24 protein-coding genes are annotated in these 23,794 nt (G+C 45.7%); 23 read left to right on the forward strand and 1 reads right to left on the reverse strand.

The features are described from left to right. The first annotated feature begins 480 nt into the window (after positions 1-480). From rpmH to V6C21_RS00110, 22 genes are all read left to right on the forward strand, one after another. Positions 481-615: a 50S ribosomal protein L34 gene (rpmH, locus tag V6C21_RS00005; protein WP_084228865.1), complete on the forward strand. Its 135-nt coding sequence runs from the start codon at positions 481-483 to the stop codon at positions 613-615. Between the two features lie 102 nt (positions 616-717). After that, complete coding sequence (gene rnpA, locus V6C21_RS00010; RefSeq protein ID WP_479268019.1) at positions 718-1,065, forward strand: ribonuclease P protein component; 348 nt, start codon at positions 718-720, stop codon at positions 1,063-1,065. 12 nt (positions 1,066-1,077) lie between these two features. After that, positions 1,078-1,314, forward strand: coding sequence for a membrane protein insertion efficiency factor YidD (gene yidD, locus V6C21_RS00015; protein WP_034838030.1), 237 nt, complete (start codon positions 1,078-1,080; stop codon positions 1,312-1,314). A 27-nt stretch (positions 1,315-1,341) separates the two neighbouring features. Next, on the forward strand, positions 1,342-2,496 hold the full coding sequence (yidC, locus tag V6C21_RS00020; RefSeq protein ID WP_479268020.1) for a membrane protein insertase YidC: 1,155 nt from the start codon (positions 1,342-1,344) through the stop codon (positions 2,494-2,496). 69 nt (positions 2,497-2,565) lie between these two features. Next, the gene (jag, locus tag V6C21_RS00025; protein WP_045085882.1) at positions 2,566-3,225 is read left to right on the forward strand and encodes an RNA-binding cell elongation regulator Jag/EloR; all 660 of its coding nucleotides are present in this window, start codon (positions 2,566-2,568) and stop codon (positions 3,223-3,225) included. Between the two features lie 88 nt (positions 3,226-3,313). Beyond that, positions 3,314-4,678, forward strand: a complete 1,365-nt coding sequence (gene mnmE, locus V6C21_RS00030; RefSeq protein WP_479268021.1) for a tRNA uridine-5-carboxymethylaminomethyl(34) synthesis GTPase MnmE — start codon at positions 3,314-3,316, stop codon at positions 4,676-4,678. A 74-nt stretch (positions 4,679-4,752) separates the two neighbouring features. Beyond that, positions 4,753-6,621 (forward strand): tRNA uridine-5-carboxymethylaminomethyl(34) synthesis enzyme MnmG, encoded by a 1,869-nt coding sequence (mnmG, locus tag V6C21_RS00035; protein ID WP_479268022.1) that lies wholly within the window; start codon positions 4,753-4,755, stop codon positions 6,619-6,621. A 30-nt stretch (positions 6,622-6,651) separates the two neighbouring features. Then, the gene (gene rsmG / locus V6C21_RS00040) at positions 6,652-7,371 is read left to right on the forward strand and encodes a 16S rRNA (guanine(527)-N(7))-methyltransferase RsmG (RefSeq protein WP_479268023.1); all 720 of its coding nucleotides are present in this window, start codon (positions 6,652-6,654) and stop codon (positions 7,369-7,371) included. Positions 7,372-7,536: 165 nt separating this feature from the next. After that, positions 7,537-8,364, forward strand: coding sequence for a ParB/RepB/Spo0J family partition protein (locus tag V6C21_RS00045; RefSeq protein WP_479268024.1), 828 nt, complete (start codon positions 7,537-7,539; stop codon positions 8,362-8,364). Positions 8,365-8,544: 180 nt separating this feature from the next. Next, a complete protein-coding gene (locus V6C21_RS00050; protein ID WP_034838019.1) occupies positions 8,545-9,321 on the forward strand; it encodes a ParA family protein in 777 nt (258 codons plus the stop codon). Continuing rightward, positions 9,318-10,169 carry a ParB/RepB/Spo0J family partition protein gene (locus tag V6C21_RS00055; protein WP_479268025.1) on the forward strand — a complete coding sequence of 284 codons (852 nt, stop codon included), beginning with the start codon at positions 9,318-9,320 and terminating at the stop codon, positions 10,167-10,169. The genes V6C21_RS00050 and V6C21_RS00055 overlap by 4 nt, the downstream gene beginning before the upstream one ends. A gap of 41 nt (positions 10,170-10,210) precedes the next feature. Next, positions 10,211-11,485, forward strand: coding sequence for a serine--tRNA ligase (serS, locus tag V6C21_RS00060; protein WP_034838015.1), 1,275 nt, complete (start codon positions 10,211-10,213; stop codon positions 11,483-11,485). A 391-nt stretch (positions 11,486-11,876) separates the two neighbouring features. Further along, a complete protein-coding gene (locus V6C21_RS00065; protein WP_045085878.1) occupies positions 11,877-12,590 on the forward strand; it encodes an acyl-[acyl-carrier-protein] thioesterase in 714 nt (237 codons plus the stop codon). Between the two features lie 259 nt (positions 12,591-12,849). Then, positions 12,850-13,335, forward strand: coding sequence for a ribosome maturation factor RimP (locus V6C21_RS00070; RefSeq protein WP_034838010.1), 486 nt, complete (start codon positions 12,850-12,852; stop codon positions 13,333-13,335). A gap of 45 nt (positions 13,336-13,380) precedes the next feature. Next, positions 13,381-14,535 (forward strand): transcription termination factor NusA, encoded by a 1,155-nt coding sequence (gene nusA / locus V6C21_RS00075; protein ID WP_479268026.1) that lies wholly within the window; start codon positions 13,381-13,383, stop codon positions 14,533-14,535. 63 nt (positions 14,536-14,598) lie between these two features. After that, complete coding sequence (gene rnpM, locus V6C21_RS00080; protein ID WP_034838007.1) at positions 14,599-14,868, forward strand: RNase P modulator RnpM; 270 nt, start codon at positions 14,599-14,601, stop codon at positions 14,866-14,868. Further along, positions 14,861-15,205, forward strand: coding sequence for a L7Ae/L30e/S12e/Gadd45 family ribosomal protein (locus V6C21_RS00085; protein WP_034838004.1), 345 nt, complete (start codon positions 14,861-14,863; stop codon positions 15,203-15,205). Before rnpM ends, V6C21_RS00085 begins: the two co-directional genes overlap by 8 nt. A 126-nt stretch (positions 15,206-15,331) precedes the next feature. Next, positions 15,332-18,019 carry a translation initiation factor IF-2 gene (gene infB / locus V6C21_RS00090; RefSeq protein WP_034838001.1) on the forward strand — a complete coding sequence of 896 codons (2,688 nt, stop codon included), beginning with the start codon at positions 15,332-15,334 and terminating at the stop codon, positions 18,017-18,019. Positions 18,020-18,192: 173 nt separating this feature from the next. Continuing rightward, a complete protein-coding gene (gene rbfA, locus V6C21_RS00095; protein ID WP_034837997.1) occupies positions 18,193-18,528 on the forward strand; it encodes a 30S ribosome-binding factor RbfA in 336 nt (111 codons plus the stop codon). 61 nt (positions 18,529-18,589) lie between these two features. Further along, entirely contained in the window at positions 18,590-19,588 is a 999-nt protein-coding gene (locus V6C21_RS00100; RefSeq protein ID WP_045085876.1) for a DHH family phosphoesterase, read from the forward strand. After that, on the forward strand, positions 19,585-20,505 hold the full coding sequence (gene truB / locus V6C21_RS00105) for a tRNA pseudouridine(55) synthase TruB (protein ID WP_479268027.1): 921 nt from the start codon (positions 19,585-19,587) through the stop codon (positions 20,503-20,505). The genes V6C21_RS00100 and truB overlap by 4 nt, the downstream gene beginning before the upstream one ends. A 25-nt stretch (positions 20,506-20,530) precedes the next feature. Then, a complete protein-coding gene (locus tag V6C21_RS00110) occupies positions 20,531-21,457 on the forward strand; it encodes a bifunctional riboflavin kinase/FAD synthetase (protein WP_052659921.1) in 927 nt (308 codons plus the stop codon). A gap of 210 nt (positions 21,458-21,667) precedes the next feature. On the opposite strand, the gene V6C21_RS00115 is transcribed toward V6C21_RS00110, so the two are convergent. Beyond that, positions 21,668-21,862 (reverse strand): hypothetical protein, encoded by a 195-nt coding sequence (locus V6C21_RS00115; protein WP_034837990.1) that lies wholly within the window; start codon positions 21,860-21,862, stop codon positions 21,668-21,670. A 231-nt stretch (positions 21,863-22,093) separates the two neighbouring features. Here V6C21_RS00115 and V6C21_RS00120 point away from each other — a divergent pair, with 231 nt between their 5' ends. Further along, positions 22,094-23,260 carry a transglutaminase domain-containing protein gene (locus V6C21_RS00120; RefSeq protein ID WP_479268028.1) on the forward strand — a complete coding sequence of 389 codons (1,167 nt, stop codon included), beginning with the start codon at positions 22,094-22,096 and terminating at the stop codon, positions 23,258-23,260. The last annotated feature ends 534 nt before the right edge of the window (positions 23,261-23,794 follow it).

The raw sequence follows: 23,794 nt of genomic DNA on the forward strand, positions 1-23,794 counted from the left end.
CAACTGGCTGTTCATAACCGTAAATATAATGCTTTTCCTATGCGTCCGCTTAAATGGCAGTCACCTAAAAAGGTACTGCATGATTTTTTGTCCCTCGGTGTAACATATCTTTGACAAACCTACAATTCAACAGGCATAGTTTATTCTTATATAAAATATTAAGTATAAATGAGCGTGAAAATGAAAATAAATATATAGGAAAAAATATGTTTAAAGACTAAAAAATCCAAGCCGTTAATTAGATCAAATGTATTATCGGCTTGGAAAAAGTAAAATTGAGATGAGATATGTTTTTTCCCGGGGTAAAGGCTTATCATTAATCACCGGATATGATTCAAAATATTGTTGACACAGATAAAATAGTTATTATATAATATTTGAGTAATATGTCTATCTGTCAATTACTCATTTTTTAACATTATTTTTATTTCTTTTATTCGGGATGTAATTGACAATCGCTTCACAAAGGGGGTTTTCGGATTGAAAAGAACATACCAACCTAAAAAGATTCATAGAAAAAGAGAACACGGTTTCCGCAAAAGAATGGCCACGAGAAACGGACGTAAGGTTCTTGCACGCCGCAGGGCCAAGGGTAGGAAACGTTTAACCTACTGATTCTAAGGCCACTGAAAGTGGTCTTTTTGTTTACCGGTGAGCAAAAAGTGTTTGAAATCTTCATCGTAAAACGGTGGAGGTTTCAAACATTATGAATCAGCAATGGAGGAAATTATTAATACGGTTTCTATAAAGAATGATTACGAGTTCAAGCGGATTTATAAAAAGGGACGTTCATTTGTTAACGCTTCATTAGTTGTATATATATTAAAGAATAACCTGCCATATAACCGTGTTGGCATAACGACTTCCCGAAAAATCGGAAACGCTGTCAGCCGAAACAGGGCGCGGCGCGTAATAAGGGAAGCTTACCGGCAAATAGAAAATGAGTTGTCTTTGGGATACGATTTCATTTTTGTGGCGCGGACACGCACCTGTACGATAAAGATGCAGTATTTGGCCAGCATTATGAGAGACATAATGTGTTCCGCAGATGTGATTAAAAAATAATTGCTTTGATTTATGAAGAAAATAATAATTTTACTTATAAATTTATATAAAAAATATATTTCACCGTTTACACCGCCCCATTGCAGATATTATCCGACTTGTTCGTCATATGCGGTTGAGGCAATTTCGAGATTTGGAGTGTTAAGGGGCGGAATTCTCGCAGTAAAGAGAATATTAAGATGCAATAGGTTTTTTAAAGGCGGTTTTGACCCCGTTCCGCAAACCTATCCCTCGAAAAGATTCAGGTGAAATGTCCGAAATCACGGAGGAAATTAAATGAATATATTTTCTGCATTAATAAATGCTTTTAATGCAATCATATGCTACCCTCTTGGTGCAATCCTAAAATTTTTCTTCACATTCATCCCCAATTACGCGGTATTGCTTATCCTGTTTACTATATTGACCCGTATAGCACTTTTCCCGCTGGCTGTTAAGCAGCAGAAATCTTCGGCCGAGATGCTGAGAATGAGGCCGAAGATGGAAAGACTGCAGAAAAAGTATGCAAAAGACAGGCAAAAACTTCAGGAAGAGATGTCAAAGCTGTATCAGGAGGAAGGCTATAACCCCCTTGCAGGCTGTCTTCCTGCGCTGGTCCAGATCCCTATCCTGTACGGTTTGTATAATGTTGTATATAACCCGCTGACATATATAATGTGGTATCCGCAGAGTGTTGTTGACAAAATGAAAGGTATTTTAATGCCATTTATTACCAAAGATTTTGGCAGCAACATTCACTCCACAGACCCCAAAATCCAGATTTATATGGCCAAGGAAATGGGAAGACATATGGACAAGCTCGGTTTCCTTGGCAATGCTAAATCAATTGATTTTAATTTCTTAGGCATTGACCTTTCTGAAAATCCAAAGTTTGCGCTGACAGCGCTTGTTGCAATTCCAATCCTGTGCTATATAACGCAGGCGCTTTCGTCTTGGCTGAGTTTCAAGATGACAAGCAAAATGCAAGAGGGCCAGCCGGGCAGCAGCATGAATAAATTTATCTTTCCGTTTGTGTTGCCTATCTGGTCCGCATGGCTGTCAACTTTGATGCCGGCTGCTGTAGGTTTCTACTGGGTTATCACAAACCTTTTCATTATAATTCAAGTATTGATACTTCAAAAATTCTACAGTCTTGACAAACTCGTCAAACAGTCGGAAATTAGAGCTGAGCAGCGGCGACAGGCCATTGCAAACGGAACATTAAAGCTAACCCGTTGGCAGAAGATGGCCCAGAAGGCCTTAGAAATGCAGAAAATGCAAGCGGCTGAAACAAACAATTCAAAGCCTCAACCGGCGCAGAAAAAGGATGAAGAACAGCCCAAGCAGCAGGTGAAACTTAATTCCAAGGGTCAGAAGAGCAGAAGCCAAATAAAAGAAGAGCAGAGAAGACGTTTGGCTAAATCGAGACAGATGAGAGAAGAGCAAAAATAACGCAAGTGGTCAATTTCTGAAAGTGAAGACGTGGTTTGATCTTCACTTTAAATATCGGGGGTGCCATAATTGAAACGTGAAGTCGTTGCCACCGGAAAAACGGTAGAAGAAGCAATACAATCAGCTTGTAAAATGCTTAACGCTGACAGGGATAATGTTGATGTAGAAATTCTTGAATTGCCGTCAAAAAGGCTGCTCGGACTGCTTGGAGCTTCTGATGCAAAGGTAAAGGTAACTGTCAAGGAAACAGTTGAAGAGAGAGCTAAGAACTATCTCATGGAGATTCTCAGTAAAATGAATCTTCCTAACGTGACAATAGAAACAAAGGAAACTGACGGTGGTATTCTTTTTGATCTCAAAGGTGAAGGGCTTGGCGTAATAATTGGACACAGGGGAGAAACCCTGGACGCTATACAGTATCTAACCTCGCTCGTCGCTAACCGCGGAGAAGATGAATATAAGAGAATTACCATCGACACAGGCAATTACCGTGAGAAAAGAGAAAAAACGCTAACTTCACTGGCACGCCGCATCGCCCAGAATGCGGTTAAAACCCGACGCAGTACAACACTTGAACCAATGAATCCATACGAAAGACGTATTATCCATACGGCTGTTCAGGAGGTTAAAGGAGCAGCGTCATGGTCTATCGGCGAGGATCCGAACAGACGTGTAGTAATAGGAACTGAAGGCGGCCAAAAGAATTGGAGAGGCCCGCGTCAACACTGATAATTATATCGCAACGTGCTATAATATACTTATTAAAAATCCGGGGGCTTGAAACCCCCGGATTTGTGTTAGATTTAAGGGGATAAAAATGAGCGAAACAATAGCCACAATATCAACAGCACTTTATCCAGCCGGAATTGGTGTCGTCAGGTTATCGGGAGATGACGCCTTTTTGATTGCGGATAAGATTTGGCGGTCCAACAGCGGAAAAAAATTAATGGATATGCCGGCAAACACTGCCGCTGTCGGGATTGTTCATGACGAGGAAACGGATATCGACGAGTGTGTTGCACTGGTTTTCAAAGAGCCACACAGCTTTACCGGCGAAAATGTCGTTGAACTGTCGTGCCACGGCGGCGTTTATATATTAAGACGGGTTTTGGAAGCAGCGATAAAATCTGGTGCAAGACCGGCCGGGCCCGGCGAATTTACTAAAAGGGCCTTCCTTAATGGGAAAATGGATTTGACAGAAGCGGAAGCAGTGATGGATCTTATCAGTGCTCAGGGAGAGACCGCGGCACGGGCTGCGCTTTCACAGCACAAGGGTGCACTTTTCAAGGAAATCGAAAAGGTGAAGAAAAGCCTCATAGAATTGTCCGCGGATATCACTGCTTGGGTAGATTTTCCCGATGAGGACGTGCCATCTCTCGAACCCAAGACACTTATAAACACACTAAGTGACGTAAAAAACGAGCTTGAAAAGCTGCGTGATAACTATAGCCGCGGAAGAATCATCAAAGAGGGCGTTGAAACAGTAATCATAGGGCGGCCGAATGTAGGGAAGTCAACGCTGATGAACGCCATATCCGGTTATGAAAAAAGTATAGTGACGGAGATTCCCGGAACAACCAGAGATGTTGTAGAGGACAGCGTTGCTTTTGCCGGCGTCGTTTTGAAGCTGTGGGATACGGCGGGAATAAGAGAAACCGATGATCCGGTTGAAAGTATCGGAGTCAAACGGGCTAAAGAAAAATTGGATGATGCCCAATTAATACTCGCGGTTTTTGACGGTTCAAAGGAACTGACAGATGATGATAAAAAAATCATTGAGCAAACATCAGGCAGGAATGTAATCGCTGTTGTAAACAAGTGTGATCTGCCCTTAAAAATTAACAAATCGTATATAGAGAATAGAATTAAACCCGTAGTTTATATTTCAGCGGGAAAACAAGAGGGAATAGAGAAACTCGAAGAGAAGATAAAAGAGATTATCGGGACTTCATCATTTGATCCAAGCGCCGCATATCTTGCAAACCTGCGGCAGTTGGAGTGCGTCAAGCGGGCAGATGAAGCAATCAATATGGCTATTGATACGGTGGAAAAAGGTTTTACCCTTGATGCTGTCACCGTTTTCATCGACGACGCGTTAAACGCCATATTTGAGCTTACCGGAGAAAGGGCATCTGATTCAGTTATCGACAGGGTTTTCAGCAAATTCTGTATAGGAAAATAAAGATTATACAAATAGTATTAATAAATCTACAGTAAACGAACAGCAATGCGTTAAACCGGAAGGAACGTGGAACAGTGGAATATTATGCTGGAAGTTACGACGTCGCCGTCATAGGCGCGGGACACGCTGGCATTGAAGCGGCGCTTGCGGCGGCGAGACTGAACTGCAAAACAATAATATTTACAATGAATCTTGACGCTATTGGCAATATGCCCTGCAACCCGTCAATAGGGGGGACAGGCAAAGGGCATTTAGTCAGAGAAATTGACGCATTAGGCGGCGAGATGGGAAAGGCTGCGGACAAAACCTGTATTCAAAGCCGCATGCTCAACCGAGGAAAAGGCCCCGCCGTCCATTCCCTCAGGGTTCAGAGCGACAGAAGAAAATACCATGATTATATGAAACATACGCTGGAGACTCAGAAGGGTCTCGATTTAAAGCAGGCAGAAATTGTCGAAATCAGAGCGAAAGACGGCAAGGTGAGTCAAATTGTCACACGGCTGGGCGCGGTTTATGATGTAAAGGCAGTGGTAATAGCCACCGGCACATACCTTGAGGGGCGTATTCATATCGGCGAAGTAAATTATGAGGGAGGGCCAGACGGCATGTTTGCCGCAAAGGGCCTTTCAGATTCCCTTCGGGCGCTGGGGCTGGAACTGATGCGGTTTAAGACCGGAACGCCACCAAGGGTAAACAAAAACAGCGTAGATTTCTCCTGCCTTGAAGAACAGCCCGGGGATGAACCGATTGTACCGTTCTCTTTTGATACGGACGAAAAGCTGACAAACAAGGTCGTCTGCCATATAGCCTATACAAATGAGGAAACCCATAGAATTATAAGAGAAAATCTCCACAGGTCGCCGATTTACGGCGGGCGCATAGAAGGTATCGGGCCAAGATACTGCCCGAGCATTGAGGACAAAGTCGTGCGTTTTTCTGATAAAAAAAGACATCAATTTTTCATTGAACCGATGGGGCTTGATACGGACGAGATGTATCTGCAGGGGCTTTCGTCTTCGCTGCCTGAGGAGGTGCAGGAAAAATTTCTGCACACAATCCGCGGTTTTGAAAACCTGAAGATTATGAGAACCGCTTATGCGATAGAATATGACTGCATTAATCCCCTTGAACTCAAGCCAACGCTGGAAACTAAAAAGATTTCTGGACTTTATGGGGCTGGGCAGTTTAACGGAACCTCTGGATATGAGGAGGCGGCGGCCCAGGGGCTTGTCGCCGGTATCAACGCAGCACTGAAGGTATTGGGGCGCGAGCCGCTGGTACTCACCAGGGCAAATTCATATATAGGGACACTTATCGACGATCTGGTTACAAAAGGTACAAAAGAACCATACCGCATGATGACTTCGCGCTCGGAATACAGGCTTGTGTTAAGGCAAGATAATGCCGACGCGAGGCTGACGCCGATAGGGCATGAAATAGGGCTTATCTCAGAGGAGCGTTATGCCCGTTTTCTCAAAAAGCAGAAGATGATTGAAGAGGAGAGGGCAAGGGTTGAGAATGTCACCATTCCCCCTTCTGATGAGCTCAACGCCTTGCTGGTAAAAAAAGGGACGGCGCCGGTTAAAACAGGAATAAAGATTTCAGAGCTGCTGAAGCGTCCGCAGATTTCCTATGAAGACCTTGCGCCTTTTGATGTAGACAGGAAGCCGCTGCCGCAGGCAGTAACTGAACAGGTTGAGATTTCTATTAAATATGAAGGCTATATAAAACGCGAGATGGCCAAGATAAACGAGATGAAGAGACTGGAGCAAAAGAAGCTGCCGAAAGATATAGATTATTCAAAAGTAAAAGGACTCCGCATAGAGGCCCAGGAGAAGCTTAACAAGGTTCGCCCAGAGAACATCGGGCAGGCTTCAAGGATATCAGGGGTAAACCCAGCGGATATTTCAGTATTGTTAATATATCTTGAACAGAACAAGTAATTGTTTCACATGAAACAAGGAGGCCGGACATTGGATATTTTAAAAGAAAAACTAATCTCGGGCGCGAAGGCGCTGGGGATTGAGCTTGATGAGGCAGCGCTTCAAAAGTTTGAGGCCTTTACCGGTGAGCTGCTGGAATGGAATAAGGTTATGAACCTGACGGCAATTACTGAACCGGAACAGATAGCGGTTAAACATTATGTGGACAGCCTTTCTCTTTTAAAATACGCGGATATAAAAAAAGACGCAAAAATAGCTGACGTTGGCTGCGGCGCCGGTTTTCCCGGTGTACCTGTAAAGATTGTACGGGAAGATATCTCACTTTATTGCATAGACAGCCTCGGAAAGAGAATTAAATTTCTTGAAAACGTAAAAGAAAAGCTGAATTTTCAGCAGTTCGAGTGTCTGCACTCAAGGGCGGAAGACGCAGGCAGACAGCCTCAATTGCGTGGAAGTTTCGATTATGTTTTTGCCAGAGCTGTCGCGAAACTGCGTGTTCTCGCAGAATACTGCATACCACTCCTTAAAACGGGAGGAGCGTTTATCGCCATGAAAGCAGGCGATGTAGAAGAGGAAATCAGCGAAGCGAAAAACGCAATAAAAACGCTGGGGGGAAAGATTGAGTCTGTAAGCGAATATACACTGCCCGGCACGGATATCGCCCGCACAATAATTGTAATAAGCAAGATTGCTGATACGCCGGCGAAATATCCGCGGCCGTCTGCAAAGATAGCGAAAGCCCCGTTGTGACGGAAAAGTTTTAAACAGAAAGATAAAAACATGTTGAAAACCTTAAAAGTCTTCGCGTCGAAAAAGAAAAGAATTAGTCGTACGAAAAAACTGGAAAAATTATCCTGTTTGTGATATTATAGAAGCATAGATTAAAATGCAGGACGTCACAAATGGGGTGCTTATATGAGTTGGCTGAATAAAGACAGGAAAATGAGCAGTTGCCGCGTTATTCAGGTATCTGTTGCTTCGATACTGCCTAACCCTCAGCAGCCGCGGCATACCTTTGATACCGACTCGCTGTTGTCTTTGGCGCAAAGTATCAGGCGCAACGGGATACTACAGCCCCTGACAGTTCGTGAGAAAGAAAACGGCGAGTACGAACTTGTTGCAGGTGAACGCAGGTTAAGGGCCGCGATTATGGCCGGTTATACATCCGTTCCTTGTATCGCTGTCAATCTCGACGACACTCAGTCTGCGGTAATGAGCCTTATTGAAAACCTGCAGCGGGAGGATCTAAACTTTTTTGATGAGGCGGCTGGCATAGCAGCGCTTATAGAGCAGTGCGGGCTGACACAAGAGGAAGTGGCAGACAGGCTCGGAAAGGCCCAGTCCACAATAGCAAATAAGCTGCGGCTTCTACGGCTAAGCAGCTCGGAACAGGAAACGATTATGAGGCTCGGGCTTACAGAGAGGCACGCGCGAGCACTTTTGAAACTAAACTCGCAGCAGCGCGAGATCGCCCTTTCTGAAATTGAAAAGCATAACTATAATGTTGAAGAAACCGAAAGGCTGGTTGAAGCCATTAAAAATCCCCGTGAGCCTGTCAATGAAGGAAAACGGCTGTCGGTTATAAAAGACATACGGATATTCTTTAATACTATCAATAACGCGATTGACCTTATGAGGCGTTCTGGCATAAACGCTGTTGCGAAGAGGCAGGAATTCGACGATTATTATGAATATACGGTGAGAATCCCCAAAACAGAAAAACAGCTTGAAAAGCTTGCGTAATAATACAGCAAAAGCGGCCGCTTAATTTTAAGCGGCCGCTTTTGTTTCACATGAAACATTTATATCTGGATTGAGTCCTATTAATTTATAAATTGTCTAATTATGAAGGGTTTTCCTTTAAATAATCCGCATGTTGTGCTATAATCAAAATATAGTACAAAAAATGCGGGAGGACTGAAATTGGGCAAGGTCATTGCAATCGCGAACCAAAAGGGCGGCGTCGGGAAAACCACGACTTCAGTTAATCTATGTGCCGCACTTGGTGAGAACAATAAAAAGACACTCCTTGTCGATATAGACCCGCAGGGCAATGCGACAAGCGGTCTTGGAATTAACAAAAGGGATGTCAAGACGTCGACATACGATATAATGATAGGTGAAGCAAAAGCATCGGAGATTCTTATACATACAAAATTTAAGAATGTGGACCTCCTGCCATCTACGATTGAGCTTGCCGGAGCGGAAATTGAGCTTGTCGATACAAAGGGAAGGGAAAGCATGCTTAAAAATGCCCTTCTTGAGTTAAGATATAGTTATGATTTTATCATTATCGACTGCCCGCCGTCCCTTGGGCTCATAACGATTAACGCATTGACGGCTGCGGATACGCTTTTGGTTCCAGCACAGTGCGAATATTATGCCCTTGAGGGATTGTCACAGCTTATGGCGACCGTCAGGACGGTAAAAAGGCTGTATAATCCGTCAATAGATATAGAGGGTGTTCTGCTGACGATGTTTGACGGCCGTCTTAACCTGACTTTGCAGGTTGTCGAAGAGGTCAAGAAGTTCTTCCCGAGAAAGGTCTATAAGACGGTTATCCCGAGAAATGTCCGAATTTCAGAAGCGCCGAGTTTCGGCGAACCGGTAATATATTATGATAAAGCCTCAAAAGGCACAGAGGCATACCGCGCTCTCGCATTGGAAATAATTGAACAGAACAGCGGGGTGACTGCATGACTAAACGCGGTTTGGGCAAAGGACTTGACGCGCTGTTCGCCGACAACGCGGCAGATACAGAAACAGGCGGCGCTGTAACACTGAAGATAAGCGAGATTGAGCCGAACAGAGGCCAGCCCCGAAAGAATTTTGATGAAAACTCGCTGGCACAGCTTGCGGATTCGATAAAGCAGCACGGTGTTTTGCAGCCTTTGGTGGTGCGCCCCATTCCCGGCGGCGGGTACCAGTTGGTCGCAGGCGAACGCAGATGGCGCGCTTCGCGCATGGCGGGGCTAACAGAAGTCCCAGTTATAATAAAAGACTTGAGCGATGAGCAGGTTATGGCTATCGCCCTTATCGAAAACCTACAGAGGGAAGATTTGAACCCGATAGAAGAGGCCCACGGGTATAAACAGTTGATGGAAACCTTCAATCTCACCCAGGATGAGGTCTCCCAGCGGGTCGGAAAATCGCGCCCTGTTATCGCCAATGCTTTAAGGCTGCTGTCGCTCCCGGATGAAGTGCTGAAGATGGTCGAGGACGGCAGGCTTTCACAGGGACATGCGAGGACATTGCTCGCCCTTGAGAATAAGGCGGACATCAAAAAGGTAGCAGATGAGGTAATCGCAAAAGGATTGTCTGTCCGCGAGGTCGAAAAGCTTGTAAAACGGCTGCAGGGAGGGGTTCCGCCCTCACGCAAGCCCGCAGCGCGGGGCGGCGTGCTTGAAAGCGAGGTCGAACGCTGCCTGACTGAACGCCTCGGGCGGAAAGTCAGCGTTGTTACGGGCAAAAACAAAGGTGTAATACAAATTGAATTCTATGGCGAAGAAGATTTGAAGGAACTGTCAAAGACCCTTGCCGGGGAATGATGGTTTTAAGAATACAGCGAATTTAACAGGAGGAAATACTAATGCTGGACATAAAAGTTATAAGAAACAACCCTGAAAAGGTCAAAAAGGCAATGCGGGACAGAAATAAGGATATAGATATTGATGCTGTTATCGCGCTTGACAATGAACGCCGTGACCTAATCCAAGCTACTGACAAATTAAAAGCCGAGCAGAATGCCGAAAGCAAAAGAATTCCGGTGCTGCGCAAGGAAAATAAGAACGATGAAGCGGCTCAGGTACTGCAGCGCATGAAGGAGCTGTCTGAACAGATAAAGCAGAACGACGCGAAGATCCACGAAGTAGAGGAAAAGCTCCGCAACATGCTTCTTGCGATTCCGAATATACCGCATGAGAGCTGCCCAATTGGCCGCGACGACAAGGATAATGTAGAGGTCCGCCGTTACAGCGAGCCGAGAAAGTTTGATTTTGAGCCAAAACCCCATTGGGAACTCGGGGAAGCGTTGGGTATCCTTGATCCGGAAACAGCGGCAAAAGTTACCGGCGCCAGGTTCCATTTCTATAAGGGGCTTGGCGCAAGGCTTGAGCGTTCAGTCTATACCTTCTACCTTAATTTTCATACAGAAGTCAATGGATATACGGAAATATTCCCGCCGTATATGGTGAACCGCGCTTCTATGATTGGCACAGGCCAGCTTCCAAAGTTTGAAGAGGATGCATTCCGCGTCGCAAACGACGATTATTTCCTCATTCCAACGGCGGAAGTGCCTGTAACGAATATGCACCGCGACGAGATTCTCGACGGCAAAAAACTGCCGATTAAATACTGCGCTTATTCCGCGTGCTTCAGGGCCGAGGCGGGCAGCGCCGGCAGGGATACCCGCGGCCTTATCCGCCAGCATCAGTTCAACAAGGTTGAGCTTGTTAAGTTTGTGCGCCCTGAAAATTCATACGAAGAATTGGAAAAACTTACTAACGACGCCGAGAGGGTTTTACAGGCGCTTGAATTGCCGTACCGCGTTGTCTGCCTTTGCACAGGCGACCTCGGATTCTCTGCGGCGAAAACCTATGACATCGAGGTCTGGATGCCGTCTTACGGCCGTTATGTTGAGATTTCGAGCTGCTCCAATTTTGAAGATTTCCAGGCCCGCAGGGCATCAATACGTTTCAAGGACAACCCGCGGGACAAAGCCCAGTATGTGCATACCCTCAACGGTTCGGGCGTCGCAGTAGGGCGCACAGTTGCCGCCATTTTGGAGAATTACCAAAACGCCGACGGCTCGGTAACCGTTCCGGAAGTTCTGCGTCCGTACATGGGTTGCGATGTTATAAAATAAGTTTTCAACAAAGTTTTCAACACTTGTTGAAAACTTTAAACAAACAACATATTAATTTTGCATTATAAAAAAGTGCCCTATTATAACTGAATAGGACACTTAAATTTTGTAAAGATTGCACTAAACGGAGATAAAAATATTAACACCCTCGTCAATAAAATGAACCAAACTTGATTTAATGCGTTTGATTTGTTATTATGGCTTAAATTAACAATGTTTAAAGTATGTTAAAAACGATCAGAAATTATACTGCAAACCATTTGCGTAATAAGGCGGCAAAAACTTGTGTTAAATCTTTTGGGGACATAATTTCAGGCGAAGTTGCTGTCTTGTGATTTAATTTTGCTAATAGGGAAAGCAAAATTTGCTGAATTTTGCGGGGTTGATGTGATTGGATAAAAAGTTTAGGCTTAAAGTGAGAATAACTTCATATGACGTTGGTATGAACCGAAGACTGAAACCTTCATCTATTTTGAGGATTATACAGGAAGTAGCGTGCAGACATCTTGAACAGGACGGGCTTTCATATGAATATATGCGCTCAAAAGGCATTGTTTTTCTGCTTGTCAAGGAGTGTGTTAAAATTAATTCATATCCGCGCTGTGATGATATCATTACTGCTGAGACATGGTTTCACGGATATGAAGGGGTTGCTTTTGTCCGTTGTGTGCGGTTACTGTCCGAAGAGGGAGAGCCTCTCATTGAGGCGCAAACCAACTGGGTTACCGCCAATCCTGATACTCACCGCATTATTCGTCCCTCAATGTTCCCGTTTCCGATGCCGGAAGCCAATGAATGGGCGGTTGATGTAAAGCCCCGCCGGATTGTAATGCCGAAAGACGCAGAGATGGCCGGTATAAGGGAAGTGCGTTTTTCTGACATTGACTGCAACTCCCATATGAACAATACCGTTTATGCCGATATTATGTGCGACTATTTTCCCGGCAGCCTTTCCGAAAGGGAACTTAAGGAGTTTCAGATTGAATATTCGAACGAGGCCCTCTTAGGCGACAAAATAACGATATTTACGGCGGCCAGCGAAGACGGATACCTGTTTGAGGGAAAGGTCGGCTCAAAAAAGTGTTTTGCTGCTTTTGCCCGTTAATTCAATACGTGGCGGCCCGCCGCTCAAGCGTTGGAGTATAGGGAAGGTTAGGCGCGGCGGACACTGCGTGGCAAAGAGGCATATTAATCTGCATTTACAGTAATCAGATATTTAAGAGAAATATTATTCAAAGATGAAGAAATTTTGAAAAAATCTATTGCAAAATTGCTATAATGAGTTATAATATAAGTATTAGTCTTGAGTGAATGAAAAGAGAGTGGGGAAACCCGCTCTTTTGTTTTTGTTTGGGGGAATATAAATGGCATCCCGCAAAGGAAACGTCGTGACTGTGGTCGAGCAGCTGGCAAATCCTATAGCTGAACGGCTCGGTCTCACAATTTGGGACGTTGAATTTGTCAAAGAAGGTGCGTCATACTATCTTCGGGTTTTTATTGACAAAGACGAGGGAGTTACCATTGACGACTGCGAGAATATGAGCCGCGCGCTCGATAAGGAGCTTGACCGCGTAGACCCTATTGATCAGAGTTACTGCCTTGAGGTATCATCGCCAGGTATAGAGCGTGAGCTGAAAAGGGACTGGCATTTTGAAAAATACATTGGAAACAGGGTCAAAGTGAGACTGATTCGTCCAAACAGCAGCGGCCTTAGAGATATAGACGGCATATTAAAGTCATATGATGGAACAGCCGTTGAAATTGAAACACCGGACGCAGGCGTATTGGTTATAAAACGCAGTGAAGCTGCTTATATAAGGGCTGCTGCTGACTATGACTACGATGACTGATAGACAATATTTGATATTATATACGATTTGGAGGAATCACGAAAAATGAATGCAGAGTTTTTTGATGCACTCGAAGCCCTGGAGAAGGAAAAGGGAATACCAAAGGGCTATCTTGCTGAAAAAATTGCTAATGCTTTGAATATAGCGGTTAAGCATAACTATAAAACAGGTGACAATACAGTTGTTGAAATAGATCCTGAAAAACGTGTGCTGAAAGTAGCACTGCGCAAAAAGGTTGTCGAAGAGGTTCAAGACCCTCAAAGTGAAATTCTGCTTGAAGAAGCCAGGAATATAGACCGAAAAGCGGAAGTCGGCGGAGAGGTTGAGATTGAACTCGATACCCACGATTTTGGAAGAATAGCCGCGCAGACTGCAAAGCATGTTATAAGACAGGGTATCCGCGAGGTAGAACGCGAGGTCATCGCAAATGAGGTTATGAGCCGTCAGCATGAGCTGGTGACCGGCGTTATCCAGAGAATCGACAAGAATACCCAAACGGCATATATTGAAATCGGGCGCACCGAGGCCATCATGCCTCCAAACGAACAGCTTCCAGGTGAGGCTTTGCATGAAGGCGACCATATAAAGGTGTATATCGCCGAGGTCAAAACCACCGAAAAGGGAACGAGGACAATTGTGTCGCGGACACATCCGGGCGTCATTCGCCGCCTTTTCGAGCTGGAAGTACCGGAGATTTTCGACGGCACCGTTGAGATAATGGGTATAGCCAGAGAACCCGGTTCCCGCACAAAAGTTGCGGTTATGTCAAAGAATCCTGACGTGGACGCAATCGGAGCCTGCATTGGGCCGAAAGGCGGGCGCGTCAACAATATAAGCAAAGAACTCGCAGGAGAAAAGATTGACCTTATCCTGTATTCAGATGAGATTACAAAATATATAGCCGCAGCATTGGCTCCGGCAAAGGTAATATCGGTAACAGCCAATCGTGAAGAGCGCCGTTCAAGGGTCATAGTGCCTGATGACCAGCTTTCCCTTGCAATAGGCAACAAAGGCCAAAATGTACGGCTTGCCGCCAAACTCACCGGTTGGAGGATAGATATAAAGCCAGAAAGCGATATGCAGATGTTTAGTGAGAACAAAGAGATTCCCAAAACTGCAATGGCCGCTGCATTTGAGGCTGCCGTTTCAGAAAAGAAAAATGAAGAAAGCGAAAATCAATACGAAAGTGAATTGATTTAAGTGACAGGCAGTCAAAAACAGCTTATAATATAAATGAAATTTACCTGAGAAACGGAGGATTTTATGCGGAAAAGAAAAGTGCCCTTGCGTATGTGCACAGGATGTGGAGAAATGAAACCCAAAAAAGAACTTGTTCGCATAGTCAAAAACGCCGAGGGAGAGATTTCCCTTGACGTTACCGGAAAAAAACCGGGCAGGGGAGCATATATCTGCAAAAATCCGGATTGTCTGAAAAAGGCCAAAAAGCAGAAAAGGCTTGAAAAGGCATTTGGATGCGCCTTGCCGGATGAATTATATTCTCGTCTTGAGGAGGAACTTGCCGCCGATGAATAATGATCGGAAAAATGACACGACGGAAAAAATCCTCGGACTTATCGGCATTGCGCGTCGAGCGGGAAAGGTTACATTTGGTTTTGACGCGGTGATGCAGGATGTCTTTAAGGGCCGCGCAAAGGGTGTGTTTTTGTCGGACGACGCGTCGGAAAGGACATCAAAAAAGATACATGACGCGTGTGATGAATATAAAACACGAATAACGGAGCTTATGGTTTCAAAGTCCAAGCTCGGAGCTGCTATAGGGCGCAGTGATACTGCCGTCATAGCGGTTCTTGATAAATCTATTGCTGACAGGATCGCAGAAATTGCGGGCCAGAACGGCAATACCGCGTAAAAACGGTTTTATAAAAAATAAAAAAATGTAATTTTCGCGCTAAACGGTCTCGGCTTCCTATTTTGCCGCCGTGGAAGCGTTAACTTTATTTTTCTTGCTGCACAGCGGCAGATTGGAGGGCAATATATGATAATAAAATATAGAGTTCATGAAGTGGCAAAGGATCTTGGGGTACCAAGCAAAGAAATAATCGATTTATTGGCAAAATACTATGAAGAACCGCATAAACATATGACGGCCTTGACTGAAGAAGAGCTAAACCTGATTTTTGAGCATTACACCAGGGAAAAGTCAGTCGAGAGTTTTGACGAATATTTTGCGGCAGACACTCCGCCTGAGCCAAAGAAGTCTGAAAAGCAAACAAAGGCAGCAGCTCAGGAAAAACAAAAAGCTACAAAGACGGCAGCAAAACAGACGGCAGAAAGCGCAGGAGCCGAGGCAGCAGGTTCTAAGAAGACCGAAACTAAGGCAAAGGCTGAAAAGCCTAAGGCCGAAGCAAAACAAAATCAAGAACCGGCCAAGGCTCAGGCTGCAGATACAGCAAAACAGCCGCAAAAGCAGGCTGCAGCGCGCAAAAAGGAAACGGCCGCGCAGCAAACTGAGAAGGCAAGTAGCCGTACTGCGGCTAACAAAGGCAATGCGCAGAATGTGGAGCAGCGCGCGCAGGGTCAGGCCGAAGGCCAGCAGCGTACGGCGCAGCAGGCTCCAAAGTCACAACAGAGCCAGGGCGCTCAGCAGCACCAGCAAGCGCAGAATACTGCCCCGCAGCCATTTAACATACCGAAGATACAGAACAAGCCGCAGAAAAAGGCCCATCCTCAGACGCAGAAGACCAAAACAGGCGCTGTAAGATATATTGATACGCGCGGCGTTGAGGTGGAGCTTGACAAGTACGACGAACGCTATGAGGAAATAGCCCCACAGCAGTCAAGAAGGGCGAGCAACTTGCAGGGCAAGCAGAAGATTAAGCAAAAATCTGCCGACCGCAAGCCCTATTATGCCCGCCGCGAGAGCGACGCCGAAAAGCTGCGCAGGATTCAGCAGCTTGAAAAGCAGAAAAAACAGCCTATCAAGGTAAGTATTCCGGACGAGATTTCTGTCGGCGAACTTGCCTCAAGGCTCAAGATGACCGCTGCAACCGTTATAAAGAAACTCATATCCCTTGGCGTCATGGCGTCTGTTTCGGATGTCATCGACTATGATACTGCGGCCTTGGTGGCGATGGAGCTCGGCGCAAAGGTTGAGAAGGAAGTCGTCGTCACTATTGAGGACCGCCTTATCGACGACAGCGAGGACAAGGAAGAGGATCTGGAGCCGCGCAGCCCGGTTGTCTGCGTAATGGGCCACGTTGACCACGGCAAAACCTCGCTGCTCGACGCTATCCGCCATACCAATGTCGCGGCAGGCGAAGCCGGCGGTATTACACAGCATATCGGTGCTTACAGAGTTAAGGTAAACGGCAGAGAAATTACATTCCTCGACACGCCGGGACATGAGGCCTTTACGGCTATGCGTGCCAGAGGTGCCCAAATCACCGATATTGCCGTCCTTGTCGTCGCAGCAGACGACGGTATTATGCCCCAGACGATCGAGGCTATTAACCATGCAAAGGCGGCAAATGTAACTATCATCGTCGCTATTAACAAAATTGATAAACCGGGTGCAAATCCTGAAAGGGTAATGCAGGGGCTGACAGAACAGGGGCTCGTTCCAGAAGAATGGGGCGGCGACACCATCTGCGTGCCAGTTTCTGCTGTAAAACATGAGAATATTGACAAACTGCTTGAGATGATACAGCTTGTCGCCGATATGAAGGAGCTTAAGGCGAACCCGAACAGGGCGGCAAAGGGTGCCGTAATCGAGGCAAGGCTTGACAAGGGCAGAGGCCCAGTCGCCACAATGCTTGTTCAGAACGGCACACTCCATACGGGCGATATTGTCATCGCCGGTACAGCCGTAGGCCATATCCGTGTTATGAGCGATGAAAACGGCAAGCGTATAAAGAGCGCAGGTCCGTCGGTGCCTGTTGAGGTAACGGGACTTTCAGAGGTGCCTGAAGCGGGCGATATCTTCCACGTTGTTCAGGATGAACGCATGGCGAAGGAGCTTGTCGAACAGCGCCGCCAGCGCGAAAAAGAAGAGCAGTTCAAGAGCTATCAGAAAGTTACGCTTGACAATCTGTTCAGCCAGATGCGCGAAGGCGAAATCAAGGAACTTAACCTCATTGTAAAGGCCGATGTTCAGGGCTCGGTTGAAGCGGTTCGCCAGTCGCTCGAAAAGCTGTCAAACGACGAAGTCCGCGTCAAAGTCATCCACGGCGGCGTCGGTGCTATTACCGACAACGATGTTAAGCTTGCAGAGGCTTCAAATGCAATTATCATCGGATTTAACGTAAGACCGGACTCCGACGCAAGGCACAATGCTGAGCTCGCCGGTGTCGAGATGCGCATGTACCGCGTCATTTACGACTGCATTGAAGAAGTAAAGTCGGCTATGAAGGGTATGCTCGCGCCGAAAACCCGCGAGGTTCAGCTCGGCAGAGTTGAGGTACGACAGATTTATAAGATATCCAGTGTCGGAACGATTGCCGGCTCTTATGTGCTTGAAGGAAAGGTTACAAGAACCGCACAGATACGCGTTGTTCGCGACGGCGTTGTTGTTGCGGAGGATAAGATAGCTTCCTTGAAACGCTTTAAAGACGACGTAAGGGAAGTTGTTCAGGGTTATGAATGCGGTATCGGCCTTGAAAAATTCAACGATATCAAAGTCGGCGACATCTTTGAAGTCTTTGTTATCGAAGAATACCGAGAGTAATGCCCGGAAATAATATTGACGGGTGTTTACTGCAGACCGTAAAAAATTAAATATTTTATACATTTTGTATATAGAAGCGGTCGCCGCGAGGCGACCGTTGAGTTTATGCGATTTGTTAAGGCCGGTTAAGAAAAGTTTTTTACTTATCGGTTTTACAGGACGGAGGTATTTTTATGCCGGGTTACAGGATGGACAGACTTACTGAAGATATAAAAAGAGAGATAACTGATATACTGCGAACCATCAAAGACCCTCGGATAAGCGGTCTTATCAGTGTAGTTAAGGTTACAGTTTCATCCGACCTTTCATACGCTAAAGTCTATGTCAGCGTCATAGGCGGCGACATGAAAGAAAGTGTCAAAGTGCTCAACAATGCAGCAGGATATGTCCGCAGCGAGCTTGCGCGAAGGATTCATATACGAAAAACACCGGAAATAAAGTTTATTGGTGACGAGTCAATTAAGGAAAGCGCCCGTATTTCAAAGATGTTAGATGAGCTTAATAAGTAATATTGTCACTTAATAATACAAATAGGATAAAGTGAAATTAGCACTTCGGAGGGGAAGGACAATGCCTGGGACAGTGAATGAACTCGAGCGGAACGCAGCGTTGCAAAAGGCAGCCGAGATATTGAAAAGCGCCGATAATATTCTTATACTGACGCATAAATCACCGGACGGTGATACAATAGGTTCGGCGTTCGGATTGTGCCGAGCGCTGTTAAAACTGGGGAAAAAGGCCAAGGTCATTTGCAACGATGAGTTTCCGAAAAAATTCAGTTATATCTTTGAAGGATTGGAGTCATTCGACTTTGAACCCGGGCTTATTGTCGCTTCTGACGTTGCGTCGACAGAATTAATGGGCGAACAGCTTGCCCCCTTTTCCGACAAAGTGGGATTGTGTATAGACCACCATCCCTCAAACGGGAAATACGCCGCTTTTACCGTGCTTGACCCTACAGCCGCCGCTACCTGCGAAATTATGGCAGATATAATACCATTACTTGAAGTAGAGTATGACAAAGATATTGCTAATTGTATATATACAGGGTTGGCTACGGACACAGGGTGCTTTAGATATTCCAATACTACGTCAAAAACGCTGAGGACAGCGGCAGCAATGGTTGACTACGGGGCGGACATTGCCACAATCAACAAAAAGCTGTTTGAAACCACGTCGCGCGCAAGGCTGGAGCTTGAGCGCATGGTGCTTGATACGATAGAATACTATTTTGACGGGCGCGCCGCTGTTATTACCATTACAAATGAGATGGAAGAGAAAACCGGCGTTTCGGATTCCGATACCGACGGCCTCCCGTCGCTGCCTGCGCGGATAGAGGGCGTTGAGGCAGGCATAACGCTCAAGGAGAAAAAAGACGGCAGCTATAAGATATCGCTGAGAACCGGCAGAACGCTCAATGCGTCAAAAATATGCGCAACCCTTGGCGGGGGAGGCCATGCCGCAGCCGCCGGGTGCAGAGTAGAAGGCACCCTTGAGGAGGCAAAGAAGGCGATACTTGACGCGGTCGGTGAAGAGTTAGCAAAAATCGAGGGAGAAGGCACAACATGAACGGCGTAATCTGCATTGACAAACCGTCAGGGATGACATCTTTCGATGTTGTCGCTATTGTGCGCAGCCTTACCAATGAGCGAAAGGTGGGCCACGCCGGAACCCTCGACCCGATGGCGACCGGGGTACTCCCCATTTTCTTAGGCGGTGCGACAAAGGCTATACCGCTTTTACTCAACCATGACAAAAGATATACTGCCGGACTGAGGCTTGGCATTAAAACCGATACCGGGGATATAACCGGAAAAGTCCTTGCGACCTCTGAAGTATCTGCAACGCCGGAGCAGGTTGAAGCGGCGGCGCTTTCCTTTAAAGGTAACATAAAGCAGATACCGCCTATGTATTCGGCGCTGAAATCGGGCGGCAGGCACCTTTACGATATTGCGCGGGAGGGCGGTTATGTTGAACGCAAGCCCCGGGATATCACTATTTATGATATTGGTGTCACCGGCCGGGATGAGAGCAGCGGTGATTACTTAATTGACGTGTATTGCTCCAAAGGGACATACATAAGAACGCTCTGCGAGGATATTGGTGATAAGCTCGGCTGCGGCGGCACGATGTCGTCACTGCGGCGGACCTATGCCGCTGGCTTCGATTTAACCTCGTGTATCACCCTTGATGAGGCAGAAAGGCTTGCCGAAGAGGATAAACTGGATACAGTTATACTTAATGTAGAAGAATTGTTTAAGGAACTGCCTGAGATTCATATAACTAAGAACCAGGCTGTCAGGTTCCGAAACGGCGGGGCGTTGTCATTCGACAGGCTGCACGGTGCTCCGCAAAGCGGGTTATGCCGGGTAAAATATGCGGATATATTTTTAGGGCTCGGCGAATCCAATAAAGAAAAAAGACAGATTAATGTAAAATGTCATTTCAACCGGGAAATCCCACTAAATAGCGGGGAGGTTATTTAAAACGGAAATATATAATCTGTCGGAATTGAATAGGATCAAAGAGCCTGTTTCTGCGGCACTGGGCTACTTTGACGGAGTGCATTTGGGTCACGCTGAGGTCATAAACAAGGCGTTGAGTCAGGGACTTAAAACCGCCGTTGTTACATTTTCTCACAACCCCGGGAAAAAAGCGGACGGGCGTCCCGTACCAGAGATTACGCTCCCTGCCTTAAAGGAAAAGATACTTGAGTCGATGTCAGTGGACTTTTGTATTTATCTTGACTTTGACAAGGTGCGGAATTTGGAGCCAGAGGAATTCATTGACCTGCTGACTGAAAAGCTCAATGTGAAATATATAAGCTGCGGGTTTAACTATCGTTTCGGAAAGGGCGCGTCGGCAGATGTCCGCCGCCTCGATGAGATTTGCAGACCGAAAGGGATAAAGGTGTATACCACTGAACCTGTTTGCGTCGGCGGGAAACCGCTTAGTTCCACGAGGATACGTTCCTGTATCGCTTCCGGCGATGTAAAATGCGCAATGGAGCTGCTTGGAAGGCCCTTTGCCGTTTACGGGGAGGTTGTCCACGGACGCCGGCTTGGGCGCGTGCTCGGAACGCCGACTATAAATCAGCTTTTGCCGCCGCCCCAGCTTTTGCCGCGTTTCGGTGTATATGCGTCGGTAACCCATGTGGGCGATACACTTTATCCGTCGGTCACCAATATCGGCGTAAAACCGACGGTTTCAAGCAATGAAGTGGCTGGCTCGGAGACCTATATAATTGGATTTGACGGGGATTTGTACGGCAAGGTTATTCAGGTTGACCTTATAGAGTTTTTGCGCCCAGAGATGAAATTTGAATCCGTTGACAGGCTGAAAGAGCAGATGGGGCGCGATACGGAGAAAGCAAAGGCGATTTCGACGGGGTTTATAAACAATAAAAAGCCCTTTGCTGAAAAAGTATTATCAAGATAAATTTATATTTAGCATTACCGATTTATCTGCAAGAAAAAACGGCGGTTTTGATTTTATAGCAAAACCGCCGCAGTTTCATTATAACCCTGTATAATTCCGGGTATTCTATACCGAACGTTCAATATGCTTTGGAGAGCGGCACCTTTTTATATTTTGTATCTGCCAATTCCCGCATAGATTAGATTAACCGCCATTCCCAAAAAGTTTTATCTATGGTTTCTTCTTTTTCCTCGCTCTTTCCGCTTCCTTGAACGCTGCGAGAGTAAAGAGCTGATAACTTACTGCCTGAAGAAATTCAGCTACCCAAAATGTCTCTTTAACATCGAGTTTCTGGGAAATGGCAATAGCAACTGCCGCAATAAGTTCTATGTATTCCGAACCGCTGATTCCGTCAGGGCAGTGCATCGTTACCACCTCCCAGATTATTATATGAGATTTGCGCTGAATTGAAATAATAAGCAATTAATGAGAAAGTATTCAATGAAGACTTGGTTTATAGTATAATATAATATGCTGGAGGATTATATCTGGCTTTAAAGAAGCCGGTGCAAATTGAGATAATTAAGCCTGCGTGCATTTATGCCGCAGAAAGAGTTGTAAACGAAACTATGATTATAGATTCTTGAGGTATTTAAAATGAGAATTTTTAAAAGAATTATATCTGCATTCCTGCTGGTTCTAACTGTCGGAATAGCAGGCGTGGTTGTTATCAACACATGCAGTTACATATTCGGATTCAACAATAGCCTCACAACTCTGATGAGCGGAGCAATGAATGCGCTCGATAACGCGGCGTCAGGGATAGTGAACGCAGTATACGATATTAGTGAGGCGGCTGAGTCTTTACATTCTGGCGGAGGCCCCTCAGGAATTAGCAAAAATCCGGCAATACCTGTTGCGCCAGTTACGCAAACTCCAGACTCAAATGCTGAAAATACTAAACAGTCGTCCGTATCAAAACCTGCTGCCGCGGAGGACCTTAAAAGCGTCTGGGGCAAAACCGGTATGGACGGCCTGACGGTGTATGAATACGGCAAGTCACTGCTTAACAACGAAGAAAGAAGCGCTTACTGCCAGATTGTTGACGCGGTTCACAATATCAAAGATTCAGTTTCGATTACATCAACCTTAAGTCCTACAAATATGAAAAAGGTATATCAGTACTTTCTTTATGACCACGTGGAAGTTTTCTATATAAAAGGTATTAATCTGCGTTATATCGAACGCAATACAAAAACGGAATACACATTTGATTTCGAATATAGGTATGACAAAAAGAATATACCAGGCATGAGGAAAAAGTATAGGACAATGGCGTTGAAGATTCTTTCTGCGGCAGACGGACTTTCTACAGATTATAAGAAAGAGAAAGCAATTCACGATAAGCTCATAAAATGGTGTTCTTATGACATTAAAGCCGCGGAAGATCCGACTATATATGCACATCCAGACAGTTTCAGTGCTTATGGAGCTTTTGTCAACCGCAAAGCCGTATGCGTTGGATATGCCCAGGCCATGAAACTGCTTCTAAGCTCGGTCGGTATTAAGTCACTTTATGTCACGGGTACGGCCAACGGCGGAGGCCACGCGTGGAACGAGGTTCAAATAGGCGGCAAGTGGTACTTTGTCGACGCGACATTTGACGACCCGGTTTATGTCGATAGTAATGGCAACTATTTAAACCGTAATACAGTTAGCTATACCTATTTCAACTTCAAGTCCAAAAAAGACCATGTGCTCGGAAAGTTCAACAGCAGCGACCCGTTCGCCGCAGATTCCGAGAATTATGAAGTAATGCCGTAAGCAAATAATACTATTGGGAACAGTATTATATAATAGGAAATTATCTGTAACACTACAACGAATGTGAGAATAATATAAAAAAGACTGCTTTAAGGCTTCACCCAAAAAAGCGAAAGGAAAGATAAAAAAACTGTTGACAGTGGGGAATGATTTTGATATGATAAATGAGCGCTCGGGAGAGCGGGCCTGAGAGGGCCTAAACTTAGGGCGCACACCGCACAAGAGAATACACAATTTGCCGCTTGCAAAGTTCAGTTTGATATGATAGGCTGAACGTCCTGCGGAATAGCAGGGAAGAGACGAGGAACTGGCAAGAAATTGTGTATTGACAAACGAAGGGGGATAAGATATAATAAATATCCCGCCGCGGAAAAACGGGCGGTGGAGAAACCGCGAGAAGACACAGAAAAAAAGGTGTTGACAAACGGTTTCGAGTATGATATACTAAGCGCCGTGCCTCAAAGAGAGCGAGGCAAAAACCGCGAAGAAACGACAACAAGGTACTTGACAAGCGGAATATGGTATGATATACTT

Source organism: [Clostridium] cellulosi, assembly GCF_036762875.1.
Lineage (GTDB): Bacteria > Bacillota > Clostridia > Oscillospirales > Ethanoligenentaceae > Ruminiclostridium_D > Ruminiclostridium_D cellulosi.

Bases quoted from the DNA above. Each gene is read 5' to 3' on its own strand.
- rnpA (WP_479268019.1), top strand. From the start codon at position 718: ATGGAGGAAATTATTAATACGGTTTCTATAAAGAATGATTACGAGTTC.
- yidD (WP_034838030.1), top strand. From the start codon at position 1,078: ATGAAGAAAATAATAATTTTACTTATAAATTTATATAAAAAATATATT.
- yidC (WP_479268020.1), top strand. From the start codon at position 1,342: ATGAATATATTTTCTGCATTAATAAATGCTTTTAATGCAATCATATGC.
- mnmE (WP_479268021.1), top strand. From the start codon at position 3,314: ATGAGCGAAACAATAGCCACAATATCAACAGCACTTTATCCAGCCGGA.
- V6C21_RS00045 (WP_479268024.1), top strand. From the start codon at position 7,537: ATGAGTTGGCTGAATAAAGACAGGAAAATGAGCAGTTGCCGCGTTATT.
- V6C21_RS00055 (WP_479268025.1), top strand. From the start codon at position 9,318: ATGACTAAACGCGGTTTGGGCAAAGGACTTGACGCGCTGTTCGCCGAC.
- serS (WP_034838015.1), top strand. From the start codon at position 10,211: ATGCTGGACATAAAAGTTATAAGAAACAACCCTGAAAAGGTCAAAAAG.
- V6C21_RS00070 (WP_034838010.1), top strand. From the start codon at position 12,850: ATGGCATCCCGCAAAGGAAACGTCGTGACTGTGGTCGAGCAGCTGGCA.
- nusA (WP_479268026.1), top strand. From the start codon at position 13,381: ATGAATGCAGAGTTTTTTGATGCACTCGAAGCCCTGGAGAAGGAAAAG.
- rnpM (WP_034838007.1), top strand. From the start codon at position 14,599: ATGCGGAAAAGAAAAGTGCCCTTGCGTATGTGCACAGGATGTGGAGAA.
- V6C21_RS00085 (WP_034838004.1), top strand. From the start codon at position 14,861: ATGAATAATGATCGGAAAAATGACACGACGGAAAAAATCCTCGGACTT.
- infB (WP_034838001.1), top strand. From the start codon at position 15,332: ATGATAATAAAATATAGAGTTCATGAAGTGGCAAAGGATCTTGGGGTA.
- rbfA (WP_034837997.1), top strand. From the start codon at position 18,193: ATGCCGGGTTACAGGATGGACAGACTTACTGAAGATATAAAAAGAGAG.
- V6C21_RS00100 (WP_045085876.1), top strand. From the start codon at position 18,590: ATGCCTGGGACAGTGAATGAACTCGAGCGGAACGCAGCGTTGCAAAAG.
- truB (WP_479268027.1), top strand. From the start codon at position 19,585: ATGAACGGCGTAATCTGCATTGACAAACCGTCAGGGATGACATCTTTC.
- V6C21_RS00115 (WP_034837990.1), bottom strand. From the start codon at position 21,862: ATGCACTGCCCTGACGGAATCAGCGGTTCGGAATACATAGAACTTATT.
- V6C21_RS00120 (WP_479268028.1), top strand. From the start codon at position 22,094: ATGAGAATTTTTAAAAGAATTATATCTGCATTCCTGCTGGTTCTAACT.